General features: G+C 69.2%; 21 protein-coding genes. 1 reads left to right on the top strand and 20 read right to left on the bottom strand.

What is annotated here, in order from left to right:
• Positions 1-20: 20 nt before the first annotated feature.
• The 20 genes from ACP15J_RS00495 to ACP15J_RS00400 all read right to left on the bottom strand — a co-directional run bounded on the left by ACP15J_RS00495 (position 21) and on the right by ACP15J_RS00400 (position 19,258).
• Positions 21-593 (bottom strand): N-acetyltransferase family protein, encoded by a 573-nt coding sequence (locus ACP15J_RS00495; protein WP_424935961.1) that lies wholly within the window; start codon positions 591-593, stop codon positions 21-23.
• Between the two features lie 59 nt (positions 594-652).
• Entirely contained in the window at positions 653-1,573 is a 921-nt protein-coding gene (locus tag ACP15J_RS00490) for an RluA family pseudouridine synthase (protein WP_424935962.1), read from the bottom strand.
• Position 1,574: 1 nt separating this feature from the next.
• Positions 1,575-2,186: a signal peptidase II gene (lspA, locus tag ACP15J_RS00485; protein WP_424935963.1), complete on the bottom strand. Its 612-nt coding sequence runs from the start codon at positions 2,184-2,186 to the stop codon at positions 1,575-1,577.
• Between the two features lie 9 nt (positions 2,187-2,195).
• Positions 2,196-2,795, bottom strand: coding sequence for a DivIVA domain-containing protein (locus tag ACP15J_RS00480; RefSeq protein ID WP_424935964.1), 600 nt, complete (start codon positions 2,793-2,795; stop codon positions 2,196-2,198).
• Positions 2,796-2,955: 160 nt separating this feature from the next.
• Positions 2,956-3,264 carry a YggT family protein gene (locus tag ACP15J_RS00475; RefSeq protein WP_424935965.1) on the bottom strand — a complete coding sequence of 103 codons (309 nt, stop codon included), beginning with the start codon at positions 3,262-3,264 and terminating at the stop codon, positions 2,956-2,958.
• A 3-nt stretch (positions 3,265-3,267) separates the two neighbouring features.
• Positions 3,268-3,732 (bottom strand): cell division protein SepF, encoded by a 465-nt coding sequence (locus ACP15J_RS00470; protein WP_424935966.1) that lies wholly within the window; start codon positions 3,730-3,732, stop codon positions 3,268-3,270.
• Between the two features lie 40 nt (positions 3,733-3,772).
• Positions 3,773-4,459, bottom strand: a complete 687-nt coding sequence (locus ACP15J_RS00465) for a YggS family pyridoxal phosphate-dependent enzyme (RefSeq protein ID WP_424935967.1) — start codon at positions 4,457-4,459, stop codon at positions 3,773-3,775.
• A 6-nt stretch (positions 4,460-4,465) separates the two neighbouring features.
• Positions 4,466-5,629, bottom strand: a complete 1,164-nt coding sequence (ftsZ, locus tag ACP15J_RS00460; protein ID WP_424935968.1) for a cell division protein FtsZ — start codon at positions 5,627-5,629, stop codon at positions 4,466-4,468.
• Between the two features lie 184 nt (positions 5,630-5,813).
• Positions 5,814-6,548, bottom strand: coding sequence for an FtsQ-type POTRA domain-containing protein (locus ACP15J_RS00455; RefSeq protein ID WP_424935969.1), 735 nt, complete (start codon positions 6,546-6,548; stop codon positions 5,814-5,816).
• Between the two features lie 297 nt (positions 6,549-6,845).
• A complete protein-coding gene (gene murC, locus ACP15J_RS00450) occupies positions 6,846-8,246 on the bottom strand; it encodes a UDP-N-acetylmuramate--L-alanine ligase (protein ID WP_424935970.1) in 1,401 nt (466 codons plus the stop codon).
• Between the two features lie 79 nt (positions 8,247-8,325).
• Positions 8,326-9,399: a UDP-N-acetylglucosamine--N-acetylmuramyl-(pentapeptide) pyrophosphoryl-undecaprenol N-acetylglucosamine transferase gene (locus tag ACP15J_RS00445; protein ID WP_424935971.1), complete on the bottom strand. Its 1,074-nt coding sequence runs from the start codon at positions 9,397-9,399 to the stop codon at positions 8,326-8,328.
• Positions 9,396-10,661: a putative lipid II flippase FtsW gene (gene ftsW, locus ACP15J_RS00440; RefSeq protein ID WP_424935972.1), complete on the bottom strand. Its 1,266-nt coding sequence runs from the start codon at positions 10,659-10,661 to the stop codon at positions 9,396-9,398. The genes ACP15J_RS00445 and ftsW overlap by 4 nt, the downstream gene beginning before the upstream one ends.
• Entirely contained in the window at positions 10,627-12,165 is a 1,539-nt protein-coding gene (gene murD, locus ACP15J_RS00435) for a UDP-N-acetylmuramoyl-L-alanine--D-glutamate ligase (protein WP_424935973.1), read from the bottom strand. Before murD ends, ftsW begins: the two co-directional genes overlap by 35 nt.
• Positions 12,162-13,271 carry a phospho-N-acetylmuramoyl-pentapeptide-transferase gene (gene mraY, locus ACP15J_RS00430; protein ID WP_424935974.1) on the bottom strand — a complete coding sequence of 370 codons (1,110 nt, stop codon included), beginning with the start codon at positions 13,269-13,271 and terminating at the stop codon, positions 12,162-12,164. Before mraY ends, murD begins: the two co-directional genes overlap by 4 nt.
• Positions 13,268-14,680, bottom strand: coding sequence for a UDP-N-acetylmuramoyl-tripeptide--D-alanyl-D-alanine ligase (locus tag ACP15J_RS00425; RefSeq protein ID WP_424935975.1), 1,413 nt, complete (start codon positions 14,678-14,680; stop codon positions 13,268-13,270). Before ACP15J_RS00425 ends, mraY begins: the two co-directional genes overlap by 4 nt.
• 33 nt (positions 14,681-14,713) lie before the next feature.
• Positions 14,714-16,501, bottom strand: a complete 1,788-nt coding sequence (locus tag ACP15J_RS00420) for a peptidoglycan D,D-transpeptidase FtsI family protein (protein ID WP_424935976.1) — start codon at positions 16,499-16,501, stop codon at positions 14,714-14,716.
• Between the two features lie 41 nt (positions 16,502-16,542).
• Positions 16,543-17,118 carry a hypothetical protein gene (locus ACP15J_RS00415; RefSeq protein WP_424935977.1) on the bottom strand — a complete coding sequence of 192 codons (576 nt, stop codon included), beginning with the start codon at positions 17,116-17,118 and terminating at the stop codon, positions 16,543-16,545.
• Positions 17,115-18,068, bottom strand: coding sequence for a 16S rRNA (cytosine(1402)-N(4))-methyltransferase RsmH (gene rsmH, locus ACP15J_RS00410; RefSeq protein ID WP_424935978.1), 954 nt, complete (start codon positions 18,066-18,068; stop codon positions 17,115-17,117). Before rsmH ends, ACP15J_RS00415 begins: the two co-directional genes overlap by 4 nt.
• 100 nt (positions 18,069-18,168) lie before the next feature.
• A complete protein-coding gene (gene mraZ, locus ACP15J_RS00405; RefSeq protein ID WP_424980857.1) occupies positions 18,169-18,600 on the bottom strand; it encodes a division/cell wall cluster transcriptional repressor MraZ in 432 nt (143 codons plus the stop codon).
• 283 nt (positions 18,601-18,883) lie between these two features.
• Entirely contained in the window at positions 18,884-19,258 is a 375-nt protein-coding gene (locus ACP15J_RS00400; protein ID WP_424935980.1) for a DUF3040 domain-containing protein, read from the bottom strand.
• A gap of 88 nt (positions 19,259-19,346) precedes the next feature.
• Between ACP15J_RS00400 and ACP15J_RS00395 the strand changes: the two genes are divergently transcribed.
• The gene (locus ACP15J_RS00395) at positions 19,347-20,432 is read left to right on the top strand and encodes a polyprenyl synthetase family protein (protein ID WP_424935981.1); all 1,086 of its coding nucleotides are present in this window, start codon (positions 19,347-19,349) and stop codon (positions 20,430-20,432) included.
• The last annotated feature ends 10 nt before the right edge of the window (positions 20,433-20,442 follow it).

Raw genomic sequence — 20,442 nt, 5'->3', positions numbered from 1 at the left:
GCCGTCGCCGGTCTCCCGTCTCACCTCAGGTCCAGGCGCATGAGGACCCGGGGAAATCCGTCCAGCACCGAGCCGGTGTCTGCGGCCTTCTCGAACCCGGCCGATTCGAAGAGCGCCCGTGTGCCGACATACATCATCGTCTGGTTCACGCGAGCCCCCCAGTTGTCCAGCGGATATCCTTCGATCGCCGGGGCGCCCCGCTCTCGGGCATATGCCACCGCTCCGTCGAGCAGGGCGTGCATGATCCCCTGCTTCCGATGCCCCGGGCGGACGCGGAAGCACCACAGCGACCAGACGTCGAGGTCGTCGACGTGAGGGATCAGCCGGTTGCGCGCGAAGCTCGTGTCCTTCCGCGGATGCAACGCCGCCCACCCGACGGGCCCGTCGTCGAGATAGGCGATCACGCCGGGCGGAGGATCCTGCGCGCAGAGTCCACGCACCCGCTCCGCTCGCGCTTCTCCCCTGAGCGCGACGTTCTCCTTGTTGCCGATCCGGTAGCTCAGGCAGAAGCACACGTTGGACTCGGGCTTCTTCGGCCCGACGAGGGCCGCCACGTCGGCGTACTCGGTCGCCGGGCGCACTTCGATGCTCATGCGCACATTCTGGCGGGCGAGGCCGACATCCCGCACCGTCGTCGTCGGCCGCGCTCGCCTCAGAGGCCGCGGAGGACGTCCAGCGCGTGCTGGAAGTCGGTGGGATAGGCCGACGTGAACGTCACCCGCTCGCCCGTCGTCGGGTGGGCGAAGGCCAACCGATGTGCGTGCAGCCACTGCCGGGTAAGCCCGAGTCGGGCGGACATCGTGGGATCGGCGCCATACAGCGGATCGCCGACGCACGGGTGCCGGTGAGCGGCCATGTGGACCCGGATCTGATGTGTGCGACCGGTCTCCAGATGAATCTCCAGGAGCGACGCCCCGGCAAAGGCCTCGATCGTCTCGTAGTGGGTCACCGACGGCTTCCCGTCAGGGATGACCGCGAACTTCCACGAATGGCTCGGATGCCGGCCGATCGGGGCATCGATGGTGCCGGACAGCGGATCGGGGTGCCCTTGCACGACCGCGTGGTAGACCTTCTCGACCGTGCGCTCCTTGAAGGCGCGCTTGAGAGCCGTATAGGCGCCCTCGGTCTTCGCGACCACCATCAGCCCGCTGGTCCCCACGTCCAGGCGGTGCACGACCCCCTGTCGTTCCGGCGCACCGCTCGTCGCGATCCGGAAGCCGGCAGCCGCCAGCGCACCGATCACCGTCGGCCCCTCCCATCCCAGCGAGGGGTGCGCGGCGACACCGGACGGCTTGTCCACCACGACGATGTCGTCATCGTCGTACACGATGCCGAGATCCGAGACCGCGATCGGCTCGATCCGCGGCTCCTCCTTGGGGTGCCAGCTCACGTCCAGCCAGCCGCCCGCGCGAAGCCGATCGGACTTCCCCACGGTGACGCCGTCCAGGCTGACTCCCCCGGACGCCGCCACCTCCGCGGCGAAGGTCCGCGAAAAGCCGAGCGTCTTGGCGAGCGCGGCGTCCACACGTGCGCCGTCCAGCCCGTCGGGGACGGGAAAGGACCGTGACTCCATGTCAGAGATCCGGGCGATCCGTCGACGTCTGCGAACCACCCGCCGCGCCATCCCTTGCCGGGAACGAGGATGCCCCGTCCTCCGGCCGCCGGTCCTTCGCACGCTGCTCCCGCGTCCCGTCGAGTCGCAGGCCGATCACGATGAGAAGAGCGACCGAGATCATCCCGGTGACGATGAAGATGTCGGCGACGTTGAAGATCGCCGGCATCATCCACGGCATCGAGATCATGTCGACGACATGGCCCATCGGGAACCCCGGCTCCCGGAAAAGGCGATCGGTGAGGTTCCCAAGCACGCCGCCGAGCAGAGCGCCGAGGACGACGGCCCACAGCCTCGAACGGACCGCCAGCGTCTTCCACACGATGACGCAGGCCACCACGGCCAGCGCGATCGTGAAGACCCACGTCACGTCCTTGCCGAGCGAGAACGCCGCCCCCGAGTTTCGGACGAAGATCAGCTGCAAGAACTCTCCGAAGACCGGCACGGGCTGACCGGGAGGCAGATTCTCGATCGTGAGGTGCTTGACGAACTGGTCGGCGGCCAGCGCGAGCGCTGCGAGGATCGCAACGATCGCGCCGGCCGCCGGACGTCCCAGAGGACGACGCTCCGTCAAAAGGGCTCCTTATCGACCGGTGGCCGAGAGCGGGCTGTCCGAGGAGCCGGACGGCCCTTCCTGCGATTCGAGGTCGCGGAGCTGTCCTTCGATGTAGCTGCGCAGCTGCGCACGGTAGCTCCGCTCGAAGTCGTGAAGCTCGGTGATCCGCCCCTCGAGCGCGTTGCGCTCGCGATCGAGACGCGCCTGTTCCTCGCGCGCCTTGTTCTCAGCGTCGGAGAGGATCCTCGCCGCCTGCGACTTCGCGTCGGCGATGAGCTGGTCGCGCTGGGTCTTCCCCTCGGCGACGTGCTCGTCGTGCAGGCGCTGGGCCAGCTCGATGATGCCGGCGGTCGCAGTGGCGGGGGCGCCGTCGGCGCCGAGGGAGGCGGAGGCAGCGGCGGGCACCGCGGCGACGGGGGCCGGCTCGGCAACAGCGGCGGGAGCCTTCTTCTCGCCCGCCTCATACGCGGCGAGCTTCGCCTTCAGCTCGGCGTTCTCTTCGAGGGCCTTGCGCCACTCGATGACGATCTCGTCCAGGAAGTCGTCGACCTCGTCGGGGTCGAACCCGTCCTTGAAGCGGACGTGCTGGAACTGTTTGGTGACGACGTCATCCGGGGTCAGTGCCATGGTGTGGCTCCTCTTTCGATGAGTTCTCGGTGACCAGGGTCATGGCGCGTACCCGGGGCGCGCACCTCTGTAAAGAGCATAGTCGTCTTGATGCAGCACACGCGACGGGCGTCGTTCCGTCCTGGTCCGTCCGGAACGACCGCGGAAAGGAAAACGGTCGTCAGATCGCCATCGCCGCCACGACACGGGTGACCGACATCAGGATCAGCACCACGATCATCGTGAGCATGAACCCGAAGTCGATCGCGACCGGCCCGACCCTCAACGGAGGAATGAGGCGCCGGAACAGCTTGATCGGCGGATCGGTGACGGTGTAGACGACCTCAGCGGCGACCAGCCCTGCCCCCCTCGGACGCCATTCACGATTGAACATCGGAATGTAGTCGAGAATCAGCCGCGCGAAAAGCACGAACAAGTAGAGCAGCAGGAGCGCGTTGGCGATCCCGGCGATCAACGCGACCGGTTGCACGCGTCAGGAATGCGCGAGAGCGACGTCGGCGTCGGCGCCAGCGATGCCGCCCTGACCCGACACGGCGATGCTCTCCGGCGAGAGCAGGAAGACCTTGCTCGTCACCCGCTCGATACGCCCGTACAGACCCAGCGAGAGCCCGCTCGCGAAATCGATGAGCCGGCGCGCGTCGGCGTCGCTCATCTGCGAGAGGTTGATGATGACCGGGATGCCGTCGCGGAAGTTCTCGGCGATCACCTGAGCGTCGCGGTACTGCTTGGGGTGCACGGTGAGGATCTCGTTCACCGCGCCCGCGGCGGGCTGGCGGACCTCGACCGGCCGACGCAGGGGCGTCACCGGCGCGGCCGGCTTGCTCTCCTCGCGACGGGCGGAGGCCTGCGCGGGAGCCGCGGCGGCCTCCTCCTGATACGCCTCTTCTTCGTCGGCGAGACCGAGGTAGACCATGGTCTTCTTCAGCGGGTTCCCCATCATGTCCTCCGAACGTGTGCGGGGTGGTTCTCCATCGAGGCTAACCCTGGGAAGGGCGCGGTCCGGTGATTGCGGAGCCGATGCGAAGGTGTGTCGCACCGGCCGCGATCGCCTCAGCGAAGTCGCCGGTCATCCCGGCCGATATCCACCGCGCCTCCGGCGCGACGACTCGCAATCGCTCCGCGTACCCGTGCAACCGCGCGAATGCGGCGGCCGGCTCCTCGTCGAGAGGGGCGACCGCCATCAGCCCGCGCAGTCGCAGCGTGTCGAGCCCCATGACATGCTCGGCGAGTGCCTCGATCCCGGTGGGGGCCACGCCGCCCCGACCGGGATCGTCGGTCAGGTTCACCTGCAGCAGGACGTCCAGCACATCGATGCCCTCCCCCGCGCGGTGGAGGGCATCGGCAAGACGATCGCGGTCGACCGAGTGGACCGCCGCCGCCGATCTGCGGATGGCGGCGGCCTTCTTCGTCTGCGCCTGACCGATGAAGTGCCAGCGGAGATCACCGAGATCCGCGAGCTCCGCTGCCTTGGCGGAGAGCTCCTGTTGCCGGTTCTCCCCCACATCCCGCACGCCCAGGCCGTGCAGCTCGCGGACGAGAGAGGCCGGGTGGAACTTCGTCACCACGATCCGGGTGATCTCGCCGGACTCTCGTCCGCAATGACGAGCGCTGTCCGCGATCGATCGGTCGATCGCGGACAGCCGTTCGGAGAGCTCGCTCGACACCGATCCCTACTTGAGGAACTCGGGGATGTCGATGTCGTCGTCGGCGAAGGCCGGCTCGAGGCTCGTCGACACGATGGGGGCGACCGACGAGGCGGGCGCGGTGGCGACGGGCTTCTCTTCCGTCTGCTCCTCCTCGGCGTCGGTCTCCGGCTCGACGATCCCGACCTCCTGTGGCGGGGCCGTCGGGCGCGAGACCACCATCGGGTCGAGGCGCAGGGAGGGCTCACCCCCGTCGAAGCCGGCGGCGATGACCGTCACACGCACCTCGTCACCGAGGGTGTCGTCGATCACCGTGCCGAAGATGATGTTCGCCTCGGGATGCGCAGCCTCCTTGACGAGGTCCGCAGCGTCGTGGATCTCGAAGATCCCGAGGTTCGATCCGCCCTGGATCGAGAGCAGCACGCCGTGAGCGCCCTCGATGCTCGCCTCGAGGAGCGGGGACTCGACCGCGAGCTCGGCGGCCTTGATCGCTCGGTCCGCACCGCGGGCCGAGCCGATGCCCATGAGCGCGGACCCTGCTCCCTGCATGACGGACTTCACATCAGCGAAGTCGAGGTTGATGAGGCCCGGTGTGGTGATGAGGTCGGTGATGCCCTGCACGCCGGCGAGAAGCACCTGATCGGCCGTCGCGAAGGCCTCGATCATGGAGATGCCGCGGTCGCTGATCTCGAGGAGGCGATCGTTGGGCACGACGATGAGGGTGTCGACCTCTTCCTTGAGCTTGGACACGCCTGCCTCGGCCTGGCTCTGCCGGCGCCGCCCCTCGAAGGAGAACGGCTTGGTCACGACGCCGATCGTGAGAGCACCGATCGACTTGGCGATCCGCGCGACGACGGGAGCACCCCCCGTTCCGGTGCCGCCACCCTCGCCTGCGGTGACGAAGACCATGTCGGCGCCCGTGAGCGCCTGCTCGATCTCCTCCGCGTGATCCTCCGCCGCCCGACGACCGACCTCGGGGTCGGCACCGGCACCCAGACCGCGGGTGAGCTCCCGGCCGACGTCGAGCTTGACATCCGCGTCGCTCATCAGCAGCGCCTGCGCATCGGTGTTGACGGCGATGAACTCGACGCCGCGAAGGCCGAGCTCGATCATGCGGTTGACGGCGTTGACGCCACCACCGCCGACGCCGACGACCTTGATCACGGCGAGGTAGTTCTGGTTCTGGCTCATCCCGGCCTCCGATTGTCGAGCCTTGGTCGGGAACCTTAAACCTCAGGGAGAAGGTTAAAGTATTTCCCGGTATTGCGTTCTCTCAGATCGAAGGTAAGCGGCGCCGGCGGCGCGACCGGCACTGACACGCGCGTGTCGGCGTTATCGTGAGGGAAATCCGTCACTCCCCCGTCTCCGGCGACCGTCAGCCTGCCGTCGGGGCGTTCGGTGCAGAGATGTCGTAGACGTCCTTGCCGGGGAGGGCCGCCATGAACCTCGTCAGGACGAGCGCCTTGTACGACGCGCGCTCTGCGCTTCCCCACACGATCGTGGCGCCGGAGGACAGGCGGAGGGTCACGTCGTCGGAGGAGGTCGCCGAGACCTTGTCGACCTGAGCCCTGAGATCCACGGGGATCGCCCGCATGACGGTGCCGGCCGCGGTGAAGGCCGGGGATCCCAGCCCCCCGACCTCGAGCAGCGCATATCCGGCGGGGCGATCGGCCGTGGTGGAGAGCGCCACCCCCGCCGCGTCGACGACGGTGAAGCCGGCCTCCGAGGAGACCGCCCCGACCGGCGTGCGCTCGACGATCCGGACCGTGAGGTCGTGCGGAGGCTTGGCCTCCAGCTGATAGGTCTCGATGAGCGGGAACGCCATCAGCGCCGCCTTGACCTCGCTGGGGTCGACGAGCGCCAACGGCGTGCCCACCTGACCAGCAAGAGCCTTCTCCACCGCGGTGGGATCGACGGAGGTCGTCCCGACGACGGTGACCTTCTCCACCGCGAACAGCGGGCTGTACGCGGCCAGCGCGCTGCCGCCGACGACGAGCACCGCCGCACCGATCCCGACGAGCCAGGCGATCCTTCGACGCCGCGAACGCTGGGTGAACCGTCGGATCTCCGCCCGCAGGGTCCGGCGCCGCGCCTGCGCGGCTCGCCACACATCCCGTGCGCCGAGCGGTCGGTCATCCGGCTCCCCGCTGGTCTCGTCCGCCTCTTGCGTCAGCGCCCGACGGACAGAGCCTGAAGCAGGGTCATCCCGAAGGCCGGGGAGCGGCGCGATCGGAGCTGTCTCCTGCGCGTCCTCTCCGACGCCGGGGGCGTCGGAGAGGGGTCTCTCGCCAAGCCCCTCCCTCGTCCGTCCCTCCCTCGTCCGTCCCTCCGGAACAGGAGAGGGCCGCACAACCTCCGCCTCGGCCGGCTCAGCCGACCGCGGGATCGGAGACGGCCGCCGCACGGCTCAGACTCCGGGCGTGCGCCGCAGCGCGTCGAGGATCTGCGGGATGATCAGGTAGACGTTGCCGCATCCGAGGGTCACCACCACGTCCCCGTCCTGCGCGACGGAGGCGGTGTAGTCCGCCGCCTCCTGCCAGTCCACGACGTAGTGCACGCGGGAGGGATCGGCGAAGGCTCCGCTGACGAGCTCGCCGGTGACCCCGGGCACGGGATCCTCCCGCGCGCCGTAGACGTCGAGCATCACGGTGTGGTCCGCGAGCTCCTCGAGCACCTCGGCGAACTCACGATACATGTGCTGGGTGCGGGAATAGGTGTGCGGCTGCTGGACGGCGATGAGGCGCCCGTCGCCGGAGAGCGTCCGCATCGCCTCGAGCGCCGCACGCACCTCGGTCGGGTGATGGGAATAGTCGTCGTAGACCCTGACCCCGCGCTCCTCGCCGTGCAGCTCGAGACGCCGCACGGTCCCGGCGAAGCCCTGCACCGCCTCGACGGCCTCGGCGAAGCCGTGGCCCAGTGTCAGAAGGACCGCGACAGCGCCCGCTGCGTTGATCGCGTTGTGCACGCCGGGCACCGCGAGCTGCATGCGCGCGCTGGACCCCTTGTGCAGGATCGTCGCCGCGACCGGGCCGTCCGTCGCGATCTCCGTCACCCTGACGTCCGCATCCTCCGCCATGCCGAACGAGATGACGTTCGGGTGGGTGATCCCCGCTCGGACGCGGAGCGCACCCGCATCGTCGCTCGAGATCACGACGGCCTCGCCCGCCTCGTTGGCGAAGCGCACGAACGCGTCGTGGAACGCCTCATCGGAGCCGTAGTGGTCGAGGTGGTCCGGGTCGACGTTCGTGATGAGCGCGACCGCGGTGTCATAGAGGAGGAAGGTGCCGTCGGACTCGTCGGCCTCGATGACGAAGAGATCGTCGACGCCCGAGGAGCTCGATGCGCCGAGCTGCTCGATGACGCCCCCGTTGACGAAGCTCGGATCCTTGCCGAGAGCGTGCAGCGCCGTCACGATCATCCCGGTCGAGGTCGTCTTCCCGTGCGCGCCAGCCACCGAGACCAGCCGGTGGCCGCGGATGAGCCAGTGGAGCGCCTGCGAACGGTGGATCACGTGCAGGCCTCGTTCCCTCGCCGTGACGTACTCCGGGTTCTCCGGCCAGATGGCACCGGTGTGCACGACCGTGTCCGCGTCGCCGAGATGATCGGCGTCGTGTCCGACATGCACGCTCGCGCCGAGAGCGGCGAGAGCACGCAGGTTGTCGCTGTCGGATCGGTCAGAGCCGGAGACGCGGATGCCCGCATCGAGGAACATCCGGGCGAGACCGCTCATGCCGGAGCCGCCGATGCCGATGAAGTGGGCGCTGCGGATCTCGTCGGGGATCGGCAGGGTGAGGTCGGGTCTGATCATGGCGTCCCCATCCTAAGCCGCCGTCGATGCGCGCCGGCCCTGGGCGCGCCGTCGTCGGGCGCCACGGAGACGAGCGGTCTCACCGCGCCGTGACGCGGTCGATCAGGGCGATGAGGTCCTCGGTGCCGCGTCGGCTCCCCACCCGTGCCGCGGCGTCCGCCATCGCTGCGCGACGAGCCTCGTCGCGCAGGAGCGGGATCACCGCATCGCGCACCCGTTCCGGGGTCAGGCTCGCGTCGTCCTCGATGAGGGCGGCACCCGCCGCGACCGCCGATCCCGCGTTCAGCCGCTGCTCGCCGTTGCCCACCGCGTACGGCACGTAGACGGCGGGTATCCCGAGCGCGCTGACCTCGCTGACCGTCGCCGCCCCCGACCGGGACACGATGAAGTCCGCCAGTGCGAACGCCAGGTCCATCCGATCGACGTAGCGTCGCTGCACGTATCCCTGGACTCCCGGATCGGCGAGATCGGATCGCTCCCCCGTCACGTGCAGGAGCTGCCAGCCCGCGTCGAGCACATCGCGCCATGCTCCGCCGAAGGCGTCGTTGATCCGCGCCGCGCCGAGCGAGCCGCCGAAGACGAGAAGGACGGGGCGGGACGGATCGAGGCCGAACTCCGCGGCCGCCTCGCCCCGCTGCGCCGCACGATCGAGCTCCACGACCTCATGACGCAACGGCATGCCCACGAGCGTCGCACCTCGAAGCGGGGTGCCGTCGAAGGCGACCCCGACCTCGGCGGCCTTCCGCGCGCCGAGCACGTTCGCGAGCCCAGGCCGGGCGTTCGCCTCGTGCACGACGACCGGGACGCCTTCCTTCCGCGCCGCGACGTATGCCGGCGCGGACGCGTAGCCGCCGAAGCCGACGACCACGTCCACGCCACGCTCCCTGAGGTATCCCCCCACCTGGCGGACCGCACGGCGGAATCGCACGGGAAACGTCAGCGCCGCCCTGTTCGGTCGTCGCGGGAACGGGACCTTGTCGACGATCAGCAGCTCATACCCGCGCTGCGGGACGAGCCGAGATTCCAGCCCCTCCCTGGTCCCCAGCACGAGCACGTCGGCACCCGGGTCGCGAGAGGTGAGCCCGTCAGCGACGGCGAGCAGCGGGTTGACATGGCCGGCGGTGCCCCCGCCGGCCAGCAGGTACGTGGTCACCGGGAGACCCTACCCCGCGATCCTGTGCCCCGGTCGTTCCGGCCGACGGGCGTCGCAGTCACGGGGGCGGGAACAGCCGGGATGGTCCGCGCGAAGGAGAGCAGGACGCCGCACGCGAGCAGCACGGACACGAGCGACGTCCCTCCCTGGGACATGAACGGCAGCGGGACGCCGAGCACGGGGAAGATCCGCAGCACGACACCGATGTTGATGAGCGCCTGACCGATGATCCAGACCACGACGCCGCCCGAGACGATGCGGATGAACGGATCGTCGGTCTTGCGGATCACGTGGAAGACGCCGACGGCGAAGAGGGCGAACAGAGCCAGCACCAGTCCGCAGCCGATAAGCCCCAGCTCCTCCCCGACGATCGCGAAGATGTAGTCGTTCGACGCGGCCGGGAGCCAGCCGTACTTCTCTCGCGAGTTCCCGAGGCCCAGGCCGAAGACCCCGCCGCTGGCCATTCCCCAGAGCGCATGAAGCTGCTGCCAGCATCCGCCCGCCGCGTAATAGCAATCGAGGCTCTCGGTGTTGAAGAGACTGGTGATCTGGCTCATCCGCCGATCGCTGGTGAGAGCGAGGACCGCGACGGCGAGGCCGGAGAGCACGAGGGGGAGGATGAAGATCCGCAGCCGCACGCCGGAGAAGAACAGCGCGCCGAGCACCACGAGGAAGATGATCATCGCCGTGCCGAGGTCCTCGCCGCCCATCACCGTGCCGATCACGAGCATGGCGACCGGCACAAGCGGGATGAAGACGTGCTGCCAACGCGTGAGCAACGACTGCTTGCGATAAAGCACATAGCCGCACCACAGCGCGAGGGTGAGCTTGAGGAACTCCGACGGCTGCACGTTCTGACCGCCGACGAGGATCCAGTTCCTGTTGCCGTCGTTCTCGACGCCGAGCGGGGTGAACACCAGCAGCTGCATACCGGTGGTGACGATCAGGGCCGGCCAGGCGATCCTCTTCCAGAACGACACGGGGAGGCGGCTGAACAGGAACATCAGCGGCACGCCGACGAGGGCGAAGAGCCCCTGCTTCAGCACGATGTCGTAGGGGCCCTCTCCCCTGTCCACCGCCGTGGCGCTGGTCGCAGAGAGCACCATCACAAGGCCGAACACGGTGAGCAGAAGCGCCGTGGAGGCGATCAGCAGGAACTCGGAGGAGACGGGACGGAAGATGCGCCCGAGGTTCACCCTGGCGGCGAGTCCGCGGGGCCCGTCGCTCTCAGGAGTCGTCGCGGGGCGAGCCGTCTGCGTCATTCGCGCTCCCCCGACTGATCCGTTCCTGCACCGCCTCGGCGAAGCGGCGGCCCCGATCCGCATAGCTCTCGAACTGGTCGAAGGACGCTGCGGCGGGTGCGAGGAGCACGGTGTCGCCGTCATGCGCGATCCCCGCCGCCAGTTCCACGACGCGGCTCATGACCTCTTCAGTGTCGCCGGGGACGACCTCCAGGACCTGCACCTCCGGCGCGTGTCGCTCGAACGCCGCGAGCACGCCGGTGCGGTCCACACCGATCACGAGCGCCGCCCGCACCGATGAGCCGGGGCCGGCGATGAGGGCGGAGAGATCGACGCCCTTCAGATCGCCGCCGACGACCCAGATCGCTCCGGGGAAGGCCCGCAGTGAGGAGAGCGCGGCATGGGGATTGGTCGCCTTCGAGTCGTCGACCCAGGTGACCCCTCCTGCCCGTGCGACGATCTCGATGCGATGCGGATCGAGGCGGAAGACGTCGATCGCCGCGCGGATCGCCTCCGGCTCGACGCCGAGGGCGCGCACGAGTGCCGCGGCCGCGAGGACGTTCTGCACGATGTGCGGCGCCGCCAGCCCGCGCTCCCCGAGCGCGGCGATGGTCGTCAGCTCGAGCGCCGTCGTCTTGCGCTCGGCGAGGAAGGCACGATCTGCCACGATCCCCTCGACCACGCCCAGATCGCTGGGACCGGGAACGCCCAGGTCGAACCCGATCGCGCGCGCCCCCTCGACGACGTCCGCCTCCTCGACCATGCGACGAGTCGCCTCGTCCGCCTTGTTGTACACACAGGCGACGCGAGTGTTGCGATAGACCAGCGCCTTGGCGTCATGATAGGCCGCCGCGCTGCCGTGCCACACGAGGTGGTCGTCGGCGAGGTTGAGGCACACCGCAGCGTACGGGACCGGCTGCGCGGCCGGCTCGGTCAGGCCCAGATACCACAGCTGATGGCTGGACAGCTCGACGACGAGGACGTCGAACCCGCCGGGATCGCGAACGGCGTCCAGGACCGGAACGCCGATGTTCCCGCACGGCGCCGCGCGGAGTCCGCCCTCGACCAGCATCGTCGCAGCCAGACGGGTCGTGGTGGTCTTGCCGTTGGTGCCGGTGACGAGAATCCAGTCCGCGGGCGTCCCGTCTGCGCGAAGCACCTTGTCGCGCACCCGCCAGGCGAGCTCGACATCGCCCCAGAGCGGGACACCGGTCTCGCGCGCCCAGCGGATGAGCGGGTGTGCGGGTGAGAACCCCGGTGAGGCGACGATCACATCGGGAGCGAAGGCGATGAGCTCCGCCGGCGCGGCGTCGAGCGTGCCGGTCCAGAGCGTCGCACCGATCACGGGGAGGAGCCGTTCGTACTCCTCGCTCGCCGACTCGGTGAGCACGAGCACGTCGGCTCCGAGCTCGGCGAGGGTGTCGGCCACGGAGAAGCCGGTCACGGACAGCCCGAGGACAGCGACGCGCAGCCCTCGCCAGTCCGCGTGCCAGCTGGTCAGGGTGTCGAGGTCGCGGACCGTCATGCCAGCGCGAGCCATTCGACGTAGAAGAGCCCGACGGCCGACACCGCGAGGAGGCCCGCGATGATCCACAGTCGGACGACGATCGTCACCTCGGGCCAGCCACGCATCTCGAGATGGTGATGGAAGGGGCTCATCAGGAACAGTCGCTTGCCGCGGGTGAGCTTGAAGTAGAGACGCTGCAGCATGACAGAGCCGGAGGAGAGCACGAAGATGCCGGCGAGCAGCACGAGCAGCAGCTCGGTGCGGGTGAGGATGGCCATCGCCGCCACGACGCCGCCGATCGCCATAGAGCCGACGTCGCCCATGAAGACCTTCGCCTTCGGGGCGTTCCACCAGAGGAAGCCGATGAGAGCACCGACGAAGGATGCCGAGACGACAGCCAGATCGAAGGGGTTCGCCACGGTGTAGCAGCTGTTCTGGACCGTCGCCTCGACGGCCTGGATCGCACAGGACTGCTTGAACTGCCAGAACGAGATCAGGCTGTAGGCGCCGACCACGAAGACGCCGGCCCCGGCGGCGAGGCCGTCCAGGCCGTCCGTGAGATTGACGCTGTTCGAGGCGGCGACGCCGATGAGCGCGAGCCAGATGAGGTAGAGGGCCCATCCGACGATCGCCCCGAACGTGAAGAGCCAGAGCACCGGGATGTCTCGGAACAGGGAGATGAACTCGCTCGCCGGCGTGACCCCTGAACGGTCAGGGACGGTGAGGGCGACGATTCCGAACGGGACGATCACGATGATCTGGCCGATCACCTTGCGCCATCCGGACAGCCCGAGGCTGCGCTGACTGCGCAGCTTCATGTAGTCGTCGACGAAGCCGACCGCGCCGAAGCCGATCATGAGCCAGAGGACCAGCAGACCGGACACCGTCGGATAGCTGCCGCCGGTGAAGGTGCCGATGCCGTACCCGAGAAGCGTCCCGAGGATGAAGATCGTGCCGCCCATCGTGGGCGTGCCGCGCTTGGCGTGATGGCTCGGGTTCTCGATCGCCTCGGGTGTGCGGATCACCTGCCCCCAGCCCCACTTCCGGAACAGCCGGAGGAACACCGGTGTCAGGAAGAGCGTGAAGGCGAGCGATATCGCCGCCGCGGTAAGCAGGGACCTCACGAGAACGATTCTCCCAGACGATCACCGAGGAACCGGAGTCCCGCGGAGTTGGCGGACTTGACGAGCACGCGATCCCCCGGACGCAGCTCGTCGATCAGATAGCGATAGGCAGCGTCGGCGTCGGCGAGGTGCACCGCCTCGCCGTCCCAGGAGCCTTCTCCGACCGCCGAGAGATACAGACGTCTCGCCTCGGCTCCCACCACCACGATGCGCTGGATGTTCAGCCGTACCGCGAGCAGCCCGATACGATCGTGCTCCTCGCCTGCGGCCTCTCCCAGCTCGCTCATCGCGCCGAGGACGGCGACCGTACGCTCCTCCGGCCCGGCGATCTGCGCGAGCGTCCGCAGCGCAGCAGCCATCGAGTCGGGGCTCGCGTTGTAGGCGTCGTTGATGATGCGCACCTCGTCGTTGCCCATCGGCTGCATACGCCACCGCTCGGCGATCTGCACCGTCTCCAGACGGGCGATCGCATCCGCCGGTCGCACGCCCAGCGCGCCGACCGCGGCGATCGCGGCGAGGGCGTTGCCGACGTGATGGGCGCCGAGCACCTGCAGATGGAGCGGAAGGCGCTCCCCCTCTGCCTCGACGACGACGTCCGTGCCCGCGGCCGAGACCTCGACACCGCCTCCGCGGATATCCGCGGACGGCCCCTGTCCGAAGCCGACGATCCGCAGGCCCCGCTCCTCGGCCGCGGGACGCATAGCGCTCACGCGAGGGTCGTCGACGTTGAGCACCGCCGTGCCGCCGGGGCATGCCGAGGCGATGAGCTCTGCCTTCGCCCGCGCGGTCTCCTCGATCCCGCCGAAGCCGCCGGCATGGGCCATCCCCACCATCAGGACGATGACGACGTCGGGCTCGACCAGCCCGGCCAGCCGCGCGATCTCTCCCGGCGCGCTGGCGCCGAACTCGCAGACGAGGAACCGCGTCGACGCCGTGACGCGGAGCATGGTGAGCGGCGCGCCCACCTCGTTGTTGTACGACGCGATCGGTGCGACCGTCTCGCCCTCGTCCGCGAGGATGCGGGCGAGAAAGTTCTTCGTCGTGGTCTTGCCGTTGGAGCCCGTCACGCCGATCACCCGCAGGTCTCCGCCCTCGCGCACGCGCGCGACGACTCCCCGCGCGAACGACGCGAGCGCCTCGATGACGTCGGGCACGACGATCTGAGAGATCGGCTCGTCCACGAGTCGCTCGACGATCGCGAGGACGGCTCCGTTCTCGACCGCGGCTCCGACGAAACGGTGCCCGTCGGTCTGCTCCCCCGGTTTCGCGACGAAGATGCCGTCCGCGGCCATCTTGCGGGAGTCGGTGTCGACGGCTCCCGCGACGATCGTCTCCGCTGTCCGGCCACCGGCCGGATGCAGCGTGCCGCCGGCCAGGGCGGCGATCTCACCGAATGACAGCGCGATCATGACGACGTCTTCCTCCGGGCGCGCAGGCGCCGATCACTTGAACTTGGGCAGGAGCTCGTCCATGGGGACGGACGACGGGAGCACACGGTACGTCTTGAGAACCTGCGTCATGGCCTTCTGGAACGCGGGTGCCGTGGCCGTTGACGAGGTTACCCTAGTGGGCTCGTCCAGGGTGACGACCACCACGTACTGGGGGTCGTCGACGGGCGCGTACCCGACCATGCTCGTGTAGTAGATCCCCGCCTTGTACGCACCGGTGTTCTCATCCGGCTTCTCGGCTGTTCCGGTCTTCGCCGCGATCCGGTATCCGGGCACGGCGATGGTCTCGGCGACCCCGCCCTGCACGGCGACGTTCTCGATCATCCTCGACAGCTCCGCCGCGGTCTTCTCCGGGAGGATCCGTTGGGGTTCGGAGGCCGGGATCTCGCTCTTCGAGCCGTCGGCAGCGGCGCAGGACTCGACCAGCGACAGGGGGATCTTGACGCCCTTGTTCGCGATCGCCTGATAGGCGCTGGCGACCTGCGGCGCGGTCACCGTGTAGTACTGGCCAAAGGTCGTCGTGTAACGCGACTGAGGGTCCCAGTCCTTCACCGGGTGGATGATCCCCGGCTCCTCGCCCGGGAAGTCGATGGCTGTCTTGGACCCCACCCCGAACTTCACGAGCTCGTCGTATCGTTGCTGATCCGTGACCATGTCGCCGAACTTCGACAGCGCCACGTTGGAGGAGTCGATGAGCGCCCCGGCGAGCGTGTAGTCGTAAGTCGGGTGCACGAAGGCGTCGTTGACGACGGCGCCGTTGGGGAACTCCTCGTGGCTGGAGGCGCTGACGCTCGTGGCCGCCGTCGCGCCCGCGTGCTCCATGACCGACGCCGCGGTGATCGCCTTGAACGTCGACCCCGGCTCGAACGTCGTGGTGAAGATCCGCGATCCGCGGTCAGCCGGGGCGGCGGAGCCCGGATCGTTGGGATCCACCGAAGGGTACTCCGCCGCAGCCCTGACCTTGCCGGTCTTGGCCTCGACGACCAGGACCGAGCCGTTCTTCGCTCCCTGGGCCTGCGTCTCCTCCGCGATCATCTGCTGGAGGTACCACTGCAGCTCGCTGTCGATCGTGAGCGTGAGGGTGCCGCCGTCGACCGCCGGCTTGGACTTGTAGCTGCCGGGGATGACGATCCCGTCCTCGCCCTTGAGGAAGGTCTCCTGGCCGTCCTTGGCGGCGAGACAGGAGTTCTCTGCCATCTCCAGCCCGGCCAGTGCCTCGCCGTCCGAGCCGACGAAGCCGACGAGGTTTCCCGCGACGGCACCGTTCGGGTACTGCCTCACGCTGCGCGATTCCATGAACAGATAGGACAGCTTCAGTTCCCGGAGCTTGAGATACTGCGCAGTGGTGAGCGAGGTCTTGAGGAGCGCGTACTGGTTGTCGGGGTTCGCGGCGATGGCCTGAGAGTAGATCTCGCGCACCTCCTCCGGCCTCTGGCCGGTGATCTCGGCGATCTGCGCGGACGCCTCCTCCCACGAGACCTTCGGCGGGTTCTTCGTGTCCTCCTCCAGCGTCCGGATCGTCTTCGGGTTCAGCTGCGCGTCGTAGACCAGCACCCCCTTCGCGAGCGCCGAGCCGTTCTTGTCCACGATCGACCCCCGTGCGCCCGCCACCGTCCGAGTGGCGCCGACCTCTCCGGTGTCGATCGAGTCCTGCACGTGCCCTGCCGCGTTGACGATCTGGATGTCGACGAGACGCACGAGAAAGCCCACGATCACGGCGAGGATGACCGCGAGGGCGACGACAGTGCGTCGACGAGGGCTTCTGTTCGCGCGAGTCGTCATGCTCTCTCCGTCCGGATCACGATTCGTCTTCGGTCAGGCCGTCACCGCAGGCTCGGCGTCGGCAGTCCCTGGGCGGGCGGGGGGACGTTCGGGTCTACGACCGGCGCCTCTCCCGTCCCCGGCTGTGCTCCCTGGCCCGCGGTCTCCCCGGCCGTCGGCTTCGACGAGGCCGAGACGAGGGCGTTCGGAACCGCGCCGGCGCCTCGCGGGTCGACAGTCGAGGCGGTGGCGCCCGCGCCGCCGGCGCCGATGAGCGCGCCGTCGCTGAGGCGGATGTAGTTGGCGTTGCCGCCCACGACGAGGCCGAGGCTCGCGGCGCTGGACGCCAGCGCTTGCGGAGAGCTGAGTCCCGCGATCTCCTCGGAGGCGGCCTGCGCCTGCCAGGTCAGCTCGCGGTTCTGCTCGGTGAGCTGGGCGACGACGAAGGAGTCCTGGGTCGTCGCGATGGTGAGACCGATCTGAAGGGCGGCGATGAGCGCGGCGCCCGCCATCGCCACGATCGCATAGGCAAGACGCGGACGTCGACGCCGAGACGGGCTCTCGACCGCACGCAGGCGGCGCCCTCTCGTCGGCTCGTCGACGGCCGGCTGCAGCAGGGGTTCGGCGGCAAGGCTCATGCGACCTGGCTCCTCTGTTCGTCACGGATGCGTTCGGCGGCCCGCAGCCGCACGGGGATGGCCCGCGGGTTCACGGCGCGCTCCTCTTCGCTCGCCTGTTCCGCCCCCTTGGACAGAAGGCGGAACCGGGGCGCGTGCTCGGGAAGCTCGACGGGAAGTCCCGCTGGAGCCGTCGAGGCGGAGGCCGCGGCGAAGGCCTGCTTCACCAGTCGGTCCTCGAGCGACTGATACGACATCACGACGATCCGTCCGCCCAGCGCGAGGGCTCCCATGGCCGCGGGAATGGCGCCGGCGAGCACGCGGAGCTCGGCGTTGACCTCGATCCGCAGCGCCTGGAACACCCGTTTGGCGGGGTGGCCGGCCCGCTGCGCCGCCGCGGGCGTCGCAGCGACGAGGACCTCGACGAGCTGTCCGGAACGGGTGAGCGGCACCGCCTGACGGGCGTGGATGATCGCTCGGGCATAGCGCGCGGCGAGCTTCTCCTCACCGTAACGCTCGAAGATGCCGCGCAGGCGTCCCTCGCCATAGGTCGCCAGCACGTCCGCCGCGGTGATGCCGGTCGTCTGGTCCATCCGCATGTCGAGCGGAGCGTCCTTGGCGTAGGCGAAGCCGCGCTCGGCCTCGTCCAGCTGCAGCGAGGAGACGCCGAGATCGAAGAGGATTCCCGAAGCGCCGGTCGCATGCTCGCCGACCGCGTCGTAGACGGTGTGCACGAGTGTGACCCGGTCGCCGAAGCGCGCAAGGCGCTCGCCCGCGATGCGGAGAGCGTCGGTGTCGCGGTCCAGGCCGACCAGGCGCAGGTGCGGCAGCCGCTCGAGGAAGGCCTCGGAGTGTCCTCCCATGCCCAGCGTCGCGTCCACGAGGACGGCGCCCTCGTGCTGGAGCGCCGGGGCGAGCAGCTCAATGCAGCGCTCGAGCAGGACGGGTGTGTGGATGTCGCGGATTCCCATCGTCGTCGGGGCCGGGGACCCGGGCCCTGATCCCCATCCGCTCGACCCGGCACCGGGGAAGGTGCGCCGGGGCAGAAGCGGCTGGGAGTCACGGCCAGGGTCAGAACAGGCCCGGGATCACCTCCTCCTCCAGCTCGGCGTACGAGTCCTCGTGCCCCTCGGCGTAGGTGTTCCATGCCGAGGCGTCCCAGATCTCGGCATGGGCGCCGACACCGGTGACGATCAGTTCCTTCTCCAGCCCGGCGTAGGCACGGAGATGGGCGGGGATGGTGACGCGGTTCTGGCTGTCCGGCATCTCGGCACTCGCTCCGGAGAGGAACATCCGCAGAAACGCCCTGGCCTCCTTGTTGCTCAGCGGCGCCTGCCGGATGCGCTCGTGCACGCTCTCGAACTCGGCCGTGCTGAAGACGTACAGGCAGCGGTCCTGACCACGGGTGACCACCACACCACCGGCCAGGTCCTCACGGAACTTGGCCGGGAGGATGACGCGGCCCTTGTCGTCGAGCTTGGGGGAATGCGTGCCCAACAGCATCGGCATCGCCCCCTCTCGCCTCGCCAGCAGCGTTTCCCCCACTTTACTCCACTTCGCCCCACTTTCCTACGACCATCTGCATGGAGCGGGGCGATTCGCCGTCGCCAGCAGCCCTGTAGTCGCGAAATTCCGCGGATTGTCCCGGTGGAGCGGAGTGGAGGGAGGGTGGAGGAAAAGCGGCGGACGGGAGGCCTCGGCGGGCAGGGCCTCAGCAAGGCCGGTCGGCTCCGAAGACACGAAAAAGGCCCGAATGCCGAAGCATCCGGGCCTTCAGATCAGAGGGTCAGCGTTCCTCGTGACGCCGGTCCCAGCGGTCGTTCATCCGGTCCATGAAGGAGACGCCGGAGGAGGACGCCTTCTCCGCAGCGGGCGAGGCCGGCTCCGCGGAGGTCCGTCGGATCGGGGTGACCGCGAGCATCACTCCCCCGAGCATCGCGACGAACGCGACCACGCCGATCACGATCCCCAGGACATCACCGACCACGACGCCGGCGATCAGCCCACCGAGTCCGACCAGCAGCAGCACGGCCCCGTAGACGAGATTGCGATAGCTCAACGCACGGTCTCCGGCGGGCGCGCTGACGACGTCCGCGTCGTTCTGCATGAGATGACGTTCCATCTCGTCGAGCAGACGCTGCTCCTGTTCAGAGAGTGGCATTCGTCCCCCTCGGGTGAAGTTCCCTCCAGTCTACGCCGCTTGGCTGTGCGCGGGCTAGATGCGGACGGACGCTCAGTAGGCTGTAAGGGTGTCCACTCCCTCCGTCCTGCAGGCGGTCGCCGCATGCATCGACACGTTCGTGGAGCGTCGGCGCGAGGAGATCGCCGCGCATGGCCCCGACGCGCGTGGGCTCGTCGAGGCCGCCGCAGCGTCGCTCCAGGGCGGCAAGGGCCTTCGCGCCCGGTTCTGTCGCGCCGGGTGGAGCGCCGTGGCCCGGCGGAGCACTCCCGCCGCGGCCGAGGCGGACGCGCTCTGGGAGACATGCGCCTCGCTCGAGGTGTTCCAGGCGTCCGCGCTCGTGCACGACGATGTCATCGACAACTCCGACACGCGCCGTGGACGCCCTTCGATGCATCGCGTCTTCGAGACCGCGCACGCCGATGCGGGCTGGAGCGGGAACGGGGCGGCGTTCGGACGCTCGTCCGCGATCCTGCTCGGCGACCTGCTCCTCGCCTGGAGCGACGATCTGTTGGAGACGGGACTCACCGGTCATCCGCATGCCGACGCCGTGCGCTCCGAATACGCGCGGATGCGCCGCGACGTCACGCTCGGCCAGTATCTCGACGTCGCCGAAGAGGCGGCGTGGAGCGTCAACGACGACAGCACGCACGCCGAGCGAGCGCTGCGGGTCGCCTCCCTCAAGTCGGCCAGATACAGCGTGGAGCAGCCTCTCCTCATCGGGGCGGCGCTGGCCGGCGCCGCCCCCGAGCAACGACGGTCGCTGCAGGGGTTCGGCCATCCCGTGGGCATGGCCTTCCAGCTCAGGGACGACGTCCTCGGCGTCTTCGGCGACGAGGACGCGACCGGCAAGCCGGCAGGCGATGATCTGCGGGAAGGCAAGCGGACGCTGCTCATCGCGTGGACGAGGGAAGCCCTCGCCGCGCCGGGGCGCCGCCTCGTCGACGAGCTTCTGGGCGACCCTGCCCTCACCCCTGACCAGATCGCCTCCTTGCAGGCGGCGATCGTCGAGTCCGGCGCGCTGCGGCGCGTGGAGGAGCTCATCGTCCGCTACGCCGCCGACGCGGACACCGCCCTCCGGGACGCCCCGCTCGACGCTCACGCTCTCGACGAGCTCCGCGAGCTGGCGCGCGCCGCGACGAGCAGAATCGCCTGAGCACTCACCG

This window comes from Microbacterium sp. S308A+ (assembly GCF_049800815.1).
Classification (GTDB): Bacteria; Actinomycetota; Actinomycetes; order Actinomycetales; family Microbacteriaceae; genus Microbacterium.
This window is presented reverse-complemented; position numbering and strand designations above follow the sequence as displayed.